The sequence below is a fragment of the Tenacibaculum geojense genome (assembly GCF_042676005.1).
Classification (GTDB): Bacteria; Bacteroidota; Bacteroidia; order Flavobacteriales; family Flavobacteriaceae; genus Polaribacter; species Polaribacter geojense.
The window spans coordinates 22,999-36,773 of the sequence record NZ_JBHTJR010000028.1 but is presented as its reverse complement, the minus strand read 5'-3'; the positions used below and the strand labels follow the sequence as shown (position 1 = coordinate 36,773).

Annotated in this window: 11 protein-coding genes and 1 tRNA gene; 2 read left to right on the top strand and 10 right to left on the bottom strand. The window is 30.2% G+C overall.

Annotated elements, in window-relative coordinates; genetic code table 11:
• Positions 1–46: 46 nt before the first annotated feature.
• The 3 genes from ACFQ1U_RS05295 to era all read right to left on the bottom strand — a co-directional run bounded on the left by ACFQ1U_RS05295 (position 47) and on the right by era (position 5,254).
• Positions 47–2,800 (bottom strand): outer membrane beta-barrel protein, encoded by a 2,754-nt coding sequence (locus ACFQ1U_RS05295; protein WP_386106074.1) that lies wholly within the window; start codon positions 2,798–2,800, stop codon positions 47–49.
• A 68-nt stretch (positions 2,801–2,868) separates the two neighbouring features.
• The gene (der, locus tag ACFQ1U_RS05290) at positions 2,869–4,173 is read right to left on the bottom strand and encodes a ribosome biogenesis GTPase Der (protein WP_386106072.1); all 1,305 of its coding nucleotides are present in this window, start codon (positions 4,171–4,173) and stop codon (positions 2,869–2,871) included.
• Between the two features lie 199 nt (positions 4,174–4,372).
• Positions 4,373–5,254, bottom strand: coding sequence for a GTPase Era (gene era, locus ACFQ1U_RS05285; protein ID WP_386106070.1), 882 nt, complete (start codon positions 5,252–5,254; stop codon positions 4,373–4,375).
• A 111-nt stretch (positions 5,255–5,365) separates the two neighbouring features.
• Between era and ACFQ1U_RS05280 the strand changes: the two genes are divergently transcribed.
• Positions 5,366–5,438: transfer RNA gene (locus ACFQ1U_RS05280), tRNA-Met, on the top strand.
• A 299-nt stretch (positions 5,439–5,737) separates the two neighbouring features.
• Here ACFQ1U_RS05280 and ACFQ1U_RS05275 read toward each other — a convergent pair.
• Entirely contained in the window at positions 5,738–6,337 is a 600-nt protein-coding gene (locus tag ACFQ1U_RS05275) for a WG repeat-containing protein (RefSeq protein ID WP_386106066.1), read from the bottom strand.
• Positions 6,338–6,478: 141 nt separating this feature from the next.
• Between ACFQ1U_RS05275 and ACFQ1U_RS05270 the strand changes: the two genes are divergently transcribed.
• Positions 6,479–7,459, top strand: a complete 981-nt coding sequence (locus tag ACFQ1U_RS05270; RefSeq protein ID WP_386106064.1) for a PorP/SprF family type IX secretion system membrane protein — start codon at positions 6,479–6,481, stop codon at positions 7,457–7,459.
• Here ACFQ1U_RS05270 and murI read toward each other — a convergent pair.
• From murI to porG, 6 genes are all read right to left on the bottom strand, one after another.
• Positions 7,456–8,253, bottom strand: a complete 798-nt coding sequence (gene murI / locus ACFQ1U_RS05265) for a glutamate racemase (RefSeq protein WP_386106062.1) — start codon at positions 8,251–8,253, stop codon at positions 7,456–7,458. The genes ACFQ1U_RS05270 and murI overlap by 4 nt on opposite strands.
• A 62-nt stretch (positions 8,254–8,315) precedes the next feature.
• Positions 8,316–8,825 (bottom strand): OmpH family outer membrane protein, encoded by a 510-nt coding sequence (locus ACFQ1U_RS05260; protein ID WP_386106060.1) that lies wholly within the window; start codon positions 8,823–8,825, stop codon positions 8,316–8,318.
• Positions 8,826–8,877: 52 nt separating this feature from the next.
• On the bottom strand, positions 8,878–9,657 hold the full coding sequence (locus ACFQ1U_RS05255; RefSeq protein WP_386106058.1) for an OmpH family outer membrane protein: 780 nt from the start codon (positions 9,655–9,657) through the stop codon (positions 8,878–8,880).
• A gap of 60 nt (positions 9,658–9,717) precedes the next feature.
• Positions 9,718–12,282: an outer membrane protein assembly factor BamA gene (bamA, locus tag ACFQ1U_RS05250; RefSeq protein WP_386106056.1), complete on the bottom strand. Its 2,565-nt coding sequence runs from the start codon at positions 12,280–12,282 to the stop codon at positions 9,718–9,720.
• Positions 12,275–13,027, bottom strand: a complete 753-nt coding sequence (locus ACFQ1U_RS05245; protein ID WP_386106054.1) for an isoprenyl transferase — start codon at positions 13,025–13,027, stop codon at positions 12,275–12,277. The genes bamA and ACFQ1U_RS05245 overlap by 8 nt, the downstream gene beginning before the upstream one ends.
• 1 nt (position 13,028) lies before the next feature.
• The gene (porG, locus tag ACFQ1U_RS05240; protein WP_386106052.1) at positions 13,029–13,706 is read right to left on the bottom strand and encodes a type IX secretion system protein PorG; all 678 of its coding nucleotides are present in this window, start codon (positions 13,704–13,706) and stop codon (positions 13,029–13,031) included.
• Positions 13,707–13,775: the final 69 nt, after the last annotated feature.

Sequence of the window (13,775 nt, the reverse complement as noted above, 5' to 3'; positions counted from 1 at the left end):
ACCAGAGAAGCTAGCTTCTCTGGTTTAAATATATTTTTTAAAACTGTCAACCTATTTTAGGACGACTCAAGCTATTAAATTTCCAACTAAAGCCTACCATAAAATATTGTTGTAAAATGGTACTTTCTGAATCTTCAATAAAGTTTTGTGTAGCTCTTCTTTGTACATTGTTATTTTGGTTTAAAAGATCATAAGCTTTTAAAGTAATAGTTCCTTTATCGTTAAAAAGACTATAAGATACACTTGAGTTCCAAAACCAAGAAGATTTATTAAAACCAATTACATTAGGATTGAAAAAATAATTAATATCATTAAGCCACTCTACTTTTTTAGGAATATTAGTTCTTGTTCTTAATCTAAAATTATGACGTGTGAAATTTTGATCTTCGAAACCTTCTGTATTATATGTAGTGTTTGTAAAATCTACCGAATAACGAGGTTCTATATTAATAATTTTATTCCAATCTAAGGTTAAGTGCACGTATGGTGATATAGCATTATTAGTTGCAATATTTTTAGCGCCATTAAAAAAGTTTATATTTCTATCTGCGTTAAAACGAGTACCAACTCTTAGTTTTAAGTTAGTGATAGAATCTAATTTAATGTTTTTGCTATAACTTCCACCTGCCCAAGCGTTATATCCACCATCAGCATTATTATAAGTTGTTGATCTTACTAAGTTATCATCTATTGTAGTGTTAGATACTATTTGATTTTTATATAAAGTTACACTAGCATAAAAAAACATTCCGGTTCTTTTTTGCCAATTAAACTTATTGAAATTAGCATAAATTCTATGGTTTTGTGACGGGCTTAAATTAGGATTACCGGTTACTAAATTAGATGGGTTATTAACGTTAGTAAATGGTTGTAATTGATTAATACTTGGAGCGTTGTTGTTTAAAGAATAATCTAGGTATAAATTAGCTTTAGAGTCAAATCGATATCTATATCCTGCGTCTAATTTTATATTGTTAAAAGAGCGTTCTAAACTTAAGTTTGGTCTTAAAGCATCTTGATTGTTTAACGTTCTGTTTACTAAACCAACTCCAATATTAAAACGTGTTTTTTTAGTTTTGTAAATTAAATTAGTTTCAGGTGTTTTGGTGATGTCATTATATACAAAGTTAGAGCTTAAATCGGTGTTAAATATATTGTACTCTTGGGTGTTCTCATCAAAGTCGAAAGTACTTCTTTTGTTTTCTCTTTGATTGTAATCATAGCTGTATTTAATGTCTAAAAATAGTTTTTCAGCAATAAAAGGTTGTCTGTAGGTAATAGAAGATCCTATTCTGTAAAAGTCTTCATCCGTATCCGTAGATTGATCTCTACTTTCAGAACTAGGATTAGTTCCAAAAAATTCAATTAAAGAATTGTTTAGTTCATCACTATTTGTTTGGTCTATACTATTTGTAATAGTAGCTTTTATAAAAGCTCCCTTTTTTCCAATTTTTTTAGTGATATCAAGGTCATTAGAGAAGTTTTTTACGGATGATTTTGATATTGTAGCGCTGGTAAAACTATTTGTAATTTCGTTATTTTCGTTTAAAGACTCTTCATCAGAGCTATAAATGTCATTTCTTTTATTAAAAGTAAATGAAGGCGAGATGTTAATTAAAAAAGTAGAATCTATTTCTATATCAACATTAGCATCTACCATATGGTTTTCATTCTCTCCGTTATAAGATGAATTCGTATTTGTAAAATAATTTCTGTCAGGTAAGGTGAAAGCTCTATTGCTTTTTGAATTATTGTAAGAATCACTACCTGAGAAAAAATAATTAAAAGAAGCATCTGTATTTTTATTAAACTTATCAGAGAAGTTTAAACCACCAATTTTAGAGGTAACAATACCTTGTCCGCCACCAAAATTTCGTCCGTTAATACCAAATGAACCATTAGAATTCATCCAAAAACCACCAGAATTACCATACATTTTATTAATTTCTCCAAAGCTAAAACCTGGAGAGTTTATATTATTGGTGCTTGCAAGTACACTTATTCGGGTATCGTTATCAAACCGGTTAATCATGGTAGCTACTTCATACCTGTCATCAGTACCTGCGCCTGCAGAAACTCTACCAAACCAACCTTTATTATTTTCTTTTTTTATGGTTAAATTGATGGTTTTGTTATCCGTGTCTCCTTTTTCTCCAGTGAATGCTTCAGATTTTGATTTTGTATCTGTAATCTGAATTTTTTCTATAATTTCTTTTGATAAGTTTTTTGTTGTAATTGTAGGATCATTTCCGAAAAATGGTTTTCCATTTACTAAAATTTTATTTACAGGTTTACCATTTACGGTTATGGCACCTTGCTCATCTACTTCAACACCTGGAAGTTTTTTTAATAAGTCTTCAACGTTCGCATCTTTTTTTGTTTTAAAAGATTTTACGTTAAATTCAAGAGTGTCTTTTTTAATGGTAATAGGAGCTCTAGACTTTACAACTACTTCATTTAAAAGATTGCTTTCTTCCTTTAAATAAATGTTTTTAAGGTTTATGTTGTTGTTTTTACCTAGGTCTATCTTTTTTTGATAAGATTCCATGCCAATAAAAGATACAAATAGTTTAACATCCTTTTGAAATGATTTTCCTTCTAAATTAAAACTCCCTAGTTCATCTGTAATTGTATAGGTTACAATGGCGCTGTCTTTTGCTTTTTCAAGATGAACAGTAGCCGTTTCTATTGGGTTTTTATCTTTATCGCTAAGAATTTTACCGCTGATATTAAATTTATAAGATTGAGAGAAAGAAGTTATTGTGCATAGAAAACACAACAAAAAAAGTAGTTTTTTCATGGCTTTTAGCATAGTTTGCTACAAAGCAACATAAAAAAACTACCTTATGTTATAAAGAAATGTTAAACTTATTTTTGTCTAAAATAAATTCCTATAGGTACACCACTAAAATTGTAATGTTCTCTAAGTTTGTTTTCAACAAATCTTTTGTAAGGGTCTCTTATATATTGAGGTAAATTTGCAAAAAAAGCAAATTGAGGTGTATGCGTAGGTAGCTGCATACAGTATTTAATTTTTATAAATTTACCTTTGGTTGCTGGAGGAGGAAAGTTTTGAACAATATCTAACATTGTTTCATTTAACTTACTTGTTTGAATTTTACGTTTTCTATTTTCAAAAACTTCTACAGCAGTTTCTATTGCTTTAAAAATACGCTGTTTTGTTAATACAGAAGTGAAAATGATTGGTACATCTGTAAAAGGAGCGATGGTTTCTTTGATTTTGTTTTCAAAATCACGTACGGTATTGGTTTCTTTTTCTACCAAATCCCATTTGTTAATTAATACCACAATACCTTTTCTGTTTTTTTCTGCTAACCAGAATATTTTTTCATCCTGACCTTCAAAACCTCTTGTGGCATCAACAACTAGAATGGCAACATCACAATGTTCAATAGCTCTAACAGCACGCATTACAGAGTAAAACTCTAAGTCTTCTTTTACTTTAGATTTTTTTCTGATTCCCGCCGTATCAACTAAATTAAATTCAAAACCAAAACGATTGTATTTAGTATCAATAGAATCTCTAGTAGTACCGGCAATATTGGTTACAATGTTTCTGTCTTCGCCTAATAAAGCGTTAATAAATGAAGATTTTCCAGCGTTTGGTCTACCTACTACGGCAAAACGAGGTAATTCATCTTCAACAACTTCTTCGTCTTCAGGAATTTTTTCAGCAACAGCATCTAATAATTCACCTGTTCCACTTCCGTTAATTGATGATATAGTATAGTAATCTCCTAACCCAAGGCTATAAAACTCCACAGCATCAGCTGCCCTCATTGCATTGTCTACCTTGTTAACTGCAATAAAAATAGGTTTGTTTACTTGTCTTAATATTTTTGCTACTGCATCATCCATAGGAGTAATTCCTTGTTCAACATCTACAACAAAAACAATGATATCAGACTCTTCTATAGCTAACTGAACTTGTTTTCTAATTTCTTCTTCAAAAATATCATCAGAACCAACGGTATAACCTCCTGTATCAATTACAGAGAATTCTTTACCATTCCATTCTGATTTTCCATAGTGACGATCTCGAGTAACTCCACTAACAGAGTCAACAATAGCTTCTCTACGTTTTATTAAACGGTTAAAAAGCGTTGATTTTCCTACGTTGGGTCTTCCAACAATTGCAACAATGCTACTCATTTATACAAATTTGTTGCAAAGGTAGTGTTTATATAAAACAAAACAACTATTGGTATATCAAATCAATAGTTGTTTGTTTAAATAATAGTTGGGGATTATTATTTATGCTTGATTAGTATGTTTCTTTATTTCGCTGGCAAAAAAAGTACAGTAAGGTTAACTTAGTATTAGCTTAATAAAAAATTAGGGTTACAAAACGTTACTCTTTATAGCCAAAACGTTTTAATTGTCTGTCGCTAGATCTCCAGTCCTTATTTACTTTTACATATAAGTCTAAATACACCTTTTTATCAAAAAAGTGTTGTAAATCTTTACGGGCATCTGTGCCAACACGTTTAATTGCAGATCCTTTATGGCCAATAATAATTCCTTTTTGACTATCTCTTTCTACCATAATTACGGATCTTATTTTGATAATTCCATCTTCTTCAACAAAACTTTCAGTTTCTACTTCTACAGAGTATGGAATTTCTTTTTTATAGTGTTGAAGAATTTTTTCTCTAATTGTTTCATTAACAAAAAAGCGTTCTGGTTTATCTGTTAATTGATCTTTAGGGTAAAAAGGAGGTGAGTCTGGTAACAACTCTATAATTTTATAAAATACAGCTTCTACGTTAAATTTTTCAAGTGCTGATATTACATAGACAAACGAATTAGGAACTTTTTCACGCCAATAGTTGATTTTAGATTCTACTTCTTCAGGCGTAGATTTATCTATTTTATTCAAAAGAAGTATAACAGGTATTTTACTATTGATGATTTTATTAAAAAAGGCTTCATTTTTTAAAGCGGTTTCACCAACTTCTACCATATATATTAATACATCAGCATCATCAAAGGCGGTTTTTACAAAATCCATCATGGATTCTTGCAACTCGTAGGCAGGTTTAATAATGCCAGGAGTGTCTGAAAAAATTATTTGATAATCATCATCATTTACAATACCAAGAATTCTATGTCTGGTAGTTTGTGCTTTAGAAGTTATGATAGATAATTTTTCACCTACCAAGGCATTCATTAATGTAGATTTTCCCACATTAGGGTTGCCAATTATGTTTACAAAACCTGCTTTATGTGTCATGATGCAAAGGTAACTCTTTTATTATTTTGATGATTTATAAAAAAAATAAAAAAAAGTTTTGATTTAATTTGGTTACTATTTAAAAAAAGTCATATATTTGCACTCGCAAATCGCGGGATAGAGCAGTAGGCAGCTCGTCGGGCTCATAACCCGAAGGTCGCTGGTTCGAGTCCAGCTCCCGCTACTAGAAAAGCAATCAGAAATGATTGCTTTTTTTGTTTATACTTTAGTTATATTTTATTGTAAGGGTTTAATCCTTTGATTAATTTCTGCCAACAAGTAAATCTTCCAACATTTTCCAATTTTTAGAACCAATATAATTTTTTTATAATTAAATAAGTTTAGATTTTTAAAAGTGTGATGAGTCTACAGTTTATTATTTTCGTTAGATTTGGTAACCTTGGTTGTTAGTTCAAATACTTTACTAAAAAAAATATCAAGTTTTATTTACGATACCTTTATTAATTCATCGTTTAGATTCTTTTAATCTTCAATCTTTTTAATAGTTATTTTATTATTTTCTTTTACTAAGCATAAGTAGTTATTTAAAAACTTTGAATTAATTTCAGGAGGATTTTTAAAATACTGAGGCAATAAAGAGGTTTTAGTATATCCAGTTAAATGTTGTTGTGTATTTCCATCTAAGTCTATAATTACATTTGCATAACTGTAAGATATTATATCCTTTCCCATTAAATTTTTTTTATTTGTTTTGTCTTTATGAAGTAATAAAACAATGGCTTTACCCTTAAAATAATCCGAAGCATTTAAATACTTAGGAGGTATAATTATTCTTCCTACCTTATTTATATAGCCATAGTAATAAATTCCGTTTTTCTTCACTTTAATTGGACACCTGTTGTCATTAAATACAGGATACGTTCCATCTTCGTGTTTTGTGGCAACCAAATCTTTTCGAAACGGAACTTTCATTTCACCTTTTGTATTAATAAAAGCCCAGTGATTCCCTTTTTTTATAGCTGCTAAACCATCATGAAACGGAGAGACATATTCTAAGTTTTTAATATCTTGACCATAAGATATTGATACTATCATAAGTATCATTATTAAAATTTTATTCATCTTTTTAGTTTTCATTAAAATTACAAAATTTGTAGTTTTTTATAATGATATATGTCATATGCTTGTTTTTATGATAATAGCTGTTAAATATTTCTTTTTTTTAGTTGAAATAAAATATATTTGGTTTTTTAAAAAAAGCTGATGAAATTCTTAGCCAAATTACTAGTTACTGCAACTCTTTTTTTGAGTTATTTAGGAATAGCCCAAGAAACCTTACCAATTTATCAAGATTATTTATCCGACAATGTTTATTTAGTACATCCTGCAGCTGCTGGAGTTGGAGAGTGTGGTAAATTAAGATTAACTGCTAGAAGTCAGTGGTTAGGAATAGACAACGCACCACAATTACAAACGCTAAGTTTTCATGCAAAAGTTAGTAATGAATCAAAAGCTGGCTACGGAGCTATTTTATTTAATGATAAGAATGGATATCATTCGCAAAAAGGCGTTCAAGGTACGTATGCATATCATTTAGAATTAGAAAGAGGAAAAACTTTTAATCAATTATCATTTGGATTGTCTTTATCAGCAGTACAAAATGAAGTTGATCAATCATCTTTCACAAGTTTTGATCCTGAAGTTCAGCAAATAATTCAAAGTGATTTTTATTTTAATGCAGATTTTGGAATTGGTTATCATTTAGGAGGTTTCTCTAGCTATTTTACGGTTAAAAATATTTTCTTAACCGCTAAAAATAGTTTAAGCTCTGAGTTTGATGCTTTAAATTTGAGAAATTATATAATAGGTGGTGGTTACTTTTTTGGTAATGCCGATAAATTTCAATTTGAGCCTTCTTTAATGTTTCAATATAAAGATCAAACAGGTGAAAAAACTGCGGACTTAAATTTTAAAGTATATAAAAAGCTAGGAAATTCTCAATTATGGGCTGCATTGTCCTACAGAAGCACTTTTGATGGTAATTCTTTTGAGGAAGCAAATTATGTTTCTCCTATATTAGGAATAAACCATAAAAGATTTATGTTTTCATATACCTATACAAAACAATTAAATAATATCGTTTTTGCTGATGGAGGTTTTCATCAGATATCTTTAGGTTTAAATGTTTTTTGTAGAACTAAAAGACTTTCTGCTTGTCCTAATATTAATGGTCAAATGTTCTAGAAATCTGAATTAAAAACCATAGCGTTTGTGTATTTTGATACTATAGATTCTAGTACTTGTTTGTCCTTATTTATGTAAAATTCTGACTTTTGATGATTATTAGTTTTTCTTAGTAAGTTATTACTATGCAAAATATTTTTAGTTTGTCTTGCAACTGCTAAACCAGAATCTATAATGGTTATTTTATTGCCAATTATATCTTTAATAACTGGAATTAAATATGGATAATGAGTACATCCAAGTACTAAATGATCAATATTTTTTGCAATCATTGGTTTCAGGTATAATGTAAGTAGCGATTTCATTTCATTTGAATAAATTTTACCTTCCTCTATTAATTCAACTAAGCCAACACCAATTTGTTCTATTATTTCAATATCATTTTTAAAGTTTGAGGCTGTCTTTTCAAATAAAGAACTATTTAAGGTTCCTTTAGTAGCTAGTATTCCAATTTTCTTTGTTTTTGATTGTAATGCGGCAGGTTTAATAGCGGGTTCAATTCCAATAAATGGTATGTTATAGTGACTTCTTAAATAAGTAATAGCGTTTGTAGTGGCTGTATTACATGCTACAACTATAATTTTACATCCGTTTTCAATTAAATAGTCAGTGTTTTTAATAGAAAGATTTCGTATTTCTTTACTTGATTTAATACCGTATGGAGCATTTTTGCTGTCTGAAAGATAAATAGTATCTTCAAGAGGTAAAAGTTCATGTATTTCTTTCCATATAGAGGTGCCTCCAATACCTGAATCAAAAATGCCTATTGGCTTATTTTTATTGCTATTAATCATATATTCAAAAATAAAAAAACCTGCTTTAAAAAGCAGGTTTTTTAATACTTATGTAATTTTAATTAGAATCCTAATTTAGCTTTTACAGCAGGGAAAATGTCTTCTCCTTTATCATAAACGATTAAACCTTTACCAGGAGCTGCATCTAATACATAGATAATACCTTTTTCTGCAGCTACTGCTTTGATAGCATCTTCAGCTTTCTTTAAAATAGGTAAAGATTTTTCTTGGTATTTTTTACCCATTTCCTGATTCATTGATTGCTCTGCTTGTGCAATTCTAGCTCTATCTTGTTGAACTTCTAATGCTCTTTGTTGGTTTGTTTCTTGAGTTTGGCTTTTACTTTCTGCTTCGTATTTTTTTACTTTAGCCTCTAATTTTTTAAACATACCTTCAATATCATCTCTGTATGTTTTTTGTAACCTTTCTAACTCAGCTTTTAAAGCTTTTGTTTCAGGCATCTCAGCTAATAATTTATCAGTGTTAATATGTGCAGTTTTTTGTGCATTTGCCACTCCACCTAAACCAATCGTAAAAATTGCAACTAATAATAACGTCTTTAAATGTTTCATGTTTGTTCTAATTTAATTAAAGTGTTCTTTTTTCGGTTAACTATTTGATTTTTTATTCTTCTTTGTTGTTTTCTTCTTGAGCTTTTTTCAAAGCCTCTTTTTTTTCTCTTAAAAGCCTTTTCTTTTCTTCTCTTGCTTTTAATATCGCTTGTCTTTTAGCTTCTATTTTGTCGTACTTAGCTTTTCTTTCTTCTTCTCGTTTCTTTTTTAAGGCCTCTTTTTGCTCAAGTTTTTTCTTCTGAGCTTCAGACATACCTTCTTGACTAAGGAGTTTTTTTCTTTCAGCAATTTTATCTTGCTTGGCTTGTTTTTTCTGATCTATATTGATCATTTTTATAACAAGTTCGCTAATATCGTATTTTTTATTGGAATACAACATTAATAGGTCACTAGTTTTATCAAATACAAAATCGTATTTTCCTCTAGATGCAATATTCTGTACTGCGTTGTATACTTGATCTTGAATTGGCTGAACTAATTGTTTTCTCAAAATGTACATATCACCATCTGGACCAAAGTACAAAGATTCTAACCTTCTTAAAGATTCTTGTTTGATGGCAATATCTTCTTCTCGCTCTTCAATTAAGTCTTTTGTTAAAATAGCTTTTTCATTGGCTAAATCTGTTTTTAAAACCTCTATAGCTCTAGCTTCTTTATCAAGATTAACTTGCCACTTTGCTACTTTTTCATTTAAAGCATTTTGAGCTTTTATATATTCTGGAATACTTTGTAAAATATATTCCATATCCACATAACCTATTTTCTGAGCTTTCTGAGCAGAACTCATGCAGGTAATAAATAAAAGAACGAGTGCAAAAATGTTTTTTTTCATCTTGTATAATGTGTTTAGAAAAAACCGTGCCAAAAAACTATACACATTGTTGTGTATATATTAGAACTGTCTTCCGATTATAAAATGCGTTTGCCATCCAGACTTTGTTGGGTTTAATGATCTATCACCAGGTAATGAATCAAAACCATGAGCAAAATCGATACCTAATAAACCAAATGCAGGCATAAATATACGAATTCCAACTCCTGCTGAACGTTTTAATTCAAACGGATTAAAAGACTTAAAATTGTCATAAGAATTACCTGCTTCTAAAAATCCAACAGTATAAATAGAAGCAGAAGGCTTATCTGTAATAGAATAACGTAACTCTAACTGAAACTTATTATATATCGAACCTCCATCTATTGATGATAATGCATTGTTTTCATAACCTCTTAAACCAACAACTTCTCGTCCATCAAGGTTTCCTTGTTGTAAACCATCACCACCAACAAAAAATCTTTCTACCGGAGTTAATCCTAATTCATCGTTGTAAGTACCTAAGTAACCAATTTCAAAATTAGACATTAATACCAATTTGTTAGCAAGTGAAGTGTACCACTTTCCTTTGGCAGATAATTTATAGTATTCTAACCATCTAAATTTATCAGCTAACCATCTACCTTCTTCTTCAGAGCCACGAATATGACCTGGATCAGAATAGTCTTTTCCGTTTATTAAAGAGTATGGTAATGTAGCTTTAGCTCTGATTGTAAATTCAGATCCATAAGTAGGGAAAATTAAACTTGGTCCTGCTGAATTTCTGCTTAAAGAAATATTGTAGGCTAAGTTATTTAAATCTCCATTACTTAATATTGCATCAGAATTACCAACTCTATACTGGTAATTGTTTAAATCGATTTGTTGGTAACTTATACTTTGAGATAAAGAAAAGAAATCATCTGGCCATTTTAAACGTTCGCCTAAACCTATGGTTGCACCAACGATACTTAAGCTTTGGTTTCTATCTACTTCGTTTGTTGCAAAGTTGAACCTGTATTGGTTTGACATATATACAGAGAACGACAACGATCTAGGTGTTTTTCCGCCTAACCAAGGTTCTGAAAAAGAAAAGCTATACGTATTAAATGTTCTACTTGCTTGTAAACGTAATGATAATGTTTGACCATCACCCATTGGTAATGGCTTGTATGCTTCTTTGTTAAAAATGTTTCTGATAGAAAAATTATTAAAAGATAAGCCTAAAGTACCAATAAAAGAACCACCACCGTAACCACCTTGTAATTCAATTTGGCTACCTCCTTTTTCTACAACATTAAAATTAATATCTGTAGTCTTGTTTCCGTAATCAGGGTTTACATCAGGTGTAACATTTGTGTCAAAAAATCCTAATTGTCCTATTTCACGAATAGACCTAATGATATTTTGTCTGCTAAATAAATCACCTGGTTTAACACGTAATTCTCTAAAAATTACATGATCATTGGTTTTATCATTTCCACTAACAGTTACTCTTTTAATAGTTGCTGGTTCGTCTTCTCGAATTCTAATTTCAACAGTTATAGAGTCGTTTTCTACTTTTGTTTCAACAGCATTAACAGTAGAGAATAAATACCCGTTGTTATGATATAATGTTTGAATATCTTGTGAGTCTGGTGTTCCATCTCCAGAAATTCTTTCTTTTAGAACTTTACCATTATAAACATCTCCCTTATCAATTCTTAAGAAATTATTTAATTGTTCATCAGAATATTTTTGATTTCCAACAAAAATAATATCAGCAAAACGGTATTGTCTACCCTCTTCAAGTTCAATTTCTAAACTAATTGTATTGTCTTTATTCCATACAAGCTTATCTTCTAAAATACGAGCATCCCTGTAACCTAGTTCACTATATCTTTCTAAGATAGCTTCTAAATCTGCTTTATAATCATCAGCAATATATTTAGAGGATTTCCAGAAACGACCTAAAACTTTACGTTTTGTGTTTTTCATAACACTACGAAGTCTTGAGTCAGATAATGCTTTATTACCAATAAAGTTGATGTCTTTAACTTTAATACGATCCCCTTTATCAATATGAATAAACATATCCACTGTATTTGTACTTGAAGTATCTTTTTTAGTATTTAGAGAAACTTTAGTTTTTAAGAAACCTTTATCCGTATATTTCTTTTTAATGTAGTTTCTAGTTGTAACAATTAAGTTATCTGTTACTTGAATACCTTTTTTAAGTTCGGTTTCGGCTTTAAGTTCTTTAGATTTGGATTTGCTTACACCTGTTATCTCAACTTTATTAAGTTGCGGAAGTTCGGTAACATCAAATTGAATGTATACGGTTTCACCGTCTATTTTAGATAAGTAAACATCTACATCGCTAAACTGCTTACTTTCATAAAGCTTTTTGATTGCACTTGTAAGTTTGTCTCCAGGAAGTTTGATGGGTTGCCCATCAATTAAACCAGTATAAACTCTAACGGTTTGCTCGTTAAACTTTTGTAGTCCTGTAACTGTAATCCCTCCCAGTATGTATTCTTTACCTTTTTCGTATTGTATTTTACTAGTACTTTGCTGTGGTAAACTATCTTTAGGTGTTTCTTGAGCTTTTGTACTCATGGCGAAAGCCATGATAAATAACATTACTAATAATGAATTTTTATTCATTTTTGTCAATCTGTTCACTTGTCTTTCCAAATCTACGTTCTCTATTCTGATAATCAATTATTGCATTAAAAAGATGTTCTTTTCTGAAGTCTGGCCACAAAACTTCTGTGAAGTATAATTCGGCGTAAGCCATCTGCCAGAGTAAGAAATTACTAATTCGTTGTTCCCCACTAGTACGAATCATCAAATCAACGTCGGGCAAATTAAATGTATATAAATGATTATTTATAATTTTTTCGTCAATTTTTTCAATATCTATTTCTTTATTAACAACTTTTTTAGATATGTTTTTGATTGCATTAACAATTTCTTCCCTAGCTCCATAGCTTAAAGCAAAGGTTAAAGTGATTGTTGTGTTGTGCTTTGTTTGATTAATTACGTTTAGTAATACTTTTTGTGCATTAGAAGGTAGTTGTTCAATGTTTCCAATACTATTTACTCGAATTCCATTTTTTTGAAAATCAGGTAATTCTTTTTTTAATGATGAAATTAAAAGGCTCATCAAAGCATCTACTTCTAACTTGGGTCTGTTCCAGTTTTCTGTAGAAAAAGCATACAAAGTAATATATTTTGTTCCAATATCTGAGGCCCCATCTACAGCTTCTCTTACGGCTGTTAATGCGTTTCTGTGTCCAAAAACACGTTGCATTCCTTTTCCTTTTGCCCATCTGCCGTTACCATCCATGATAATTGCAATATGGTTGGGCGTTTTATTAAGATTTATGCTGTTTACTAAGTTACTCATGTTAATCTCTTTCGGCATAACAAGGAGGTCTTCCAAAAGTATATACTAATGAAATACCGGTAAACATGTAATGATCTTTACCTTTTCCTCCAAAATTAAGTCCGTCTATTTTTTCTGTGGTATAATCTAAATTATCATCAAAAGTAAAGCGAGCAGCAGCTTCAATAGCAAAAGCTAAGTTGTCTGCTAAACGTCCTTTAAAGCCAATTCCTACAGGAATAGAGAATGAAAAGTTATTTTTAAAAAAAACTCGGTTGTTTGCATCAACAAAATCAGGTGCTTTAGAGTTGTAGCCTGCAAATTGTACTAAAATGTAAGGTGTATATGCGGTTGTTCTTTCTCTAATGTTATAGTCAAAAAAGTTAAATTCTATTCCAGCCGCCAATTCGGAAATGGTATTGGTAAATGTAAAACCACGAGAATTTCTGTACTGATTACTCGATGCAGTATCATCTCCCTTAATTGGTAGGTAATTTAAATTACCTCTAAGTGCCATTCTTGGATTTAAATTGTACTTATAAACCACACCTCCAGCAAATTGGTTGGGGTAAATATAGTTTGTACTACCAATGTCCCCAATAAAATTAGTGCCTCCTAAAAAGATTCCTAACTCATGGGTTTGAGAAAATAAATTACTTGTAAAACAAGCTAGTAATATGGCGAAAATGTACGTTTTCATTAGATAAATAGCGTGCAAATATATGGAATTGAATTTGCTTTAAAAAGTTAATAATCTGTCTTTTTTGAT

Bases quoted from the DNA above. Each gene is read 5' to 3' on its own strand.
- ACFQ1U_RS05295 (WP_386106074.1), bottom strand. From the start codon at position 2,800: ATGAAAAAACTACTTTTTTTGTTGTGTTTTCTATGCACAATAACTTCT.
- der (WP_386106072.1), bottom strand. From the start codon at position 4,173: ATGAGTAGCATTGTTGCAATTGTTGGAAGACCCAACGTAGGAAAATCA.
- era (WP_386106070.1), bottom strand. From the start codon at position 5,254: ATGACACATAAAGCAGGTTTTGTAAACATAATTGGCAACCCTAATGTG.
- ACFQ1U_RS05275 (WP_386106066.1), bottom strand. From the start codon at position 6,337: ATGAATAAAATTTTAATAATGATACTTATGATAGTATCAATATCTTAT.
- ACFQ1U_RS05270 (WP_386106064.1), top strand. From the start codon at position 6,479: ATGAAATTCTTAGCCAAATTACTAGTTACTGCAACTCTTTTTTTGAGT.
- murI (WP_386106062.1), bottom strand. From the start codon at position 8,253: ATGATTAATAGCAATAAAAATAAGCCAATAGGCATTTTTGATTCAGGT.
- ACFQ1U_RS05260 (WP_386106060.1), bottom strand. From the start codon at position 8,825: ATGAAACATTTAAAGACGTTATTATTAGTTGCAATTTTTACGATTGGT.
- ACFQ1U_RS05255 (WP_386106058.1), bottom strand. From the start codon at position 9,657: ATGAAAAAAAACATTTTTGCACTCGTTCTTTTATTTATTACCTGCATG.
- bamA (WP_386106056.1), bottom strand. From the start codon at position 12,282: ATGAATAAAAATTCATTATTAGTAATGTTATTTATCATGGCTTTCGCC.
- ACFQ1U_RS05245 (WP_386106054.1), bottom strand. From the start codon at position 13,027: ATGAGTAACTTAGTAAACAGCATAAATCTTAATAAAACGCCCAACCAT.
- porG (WP_386106052.1), bottom strand. From the start codon at position 13,706: ATGAAAACGTACATTTTCGCCATATTACTAGCTTGTTTTACAAGTAAT.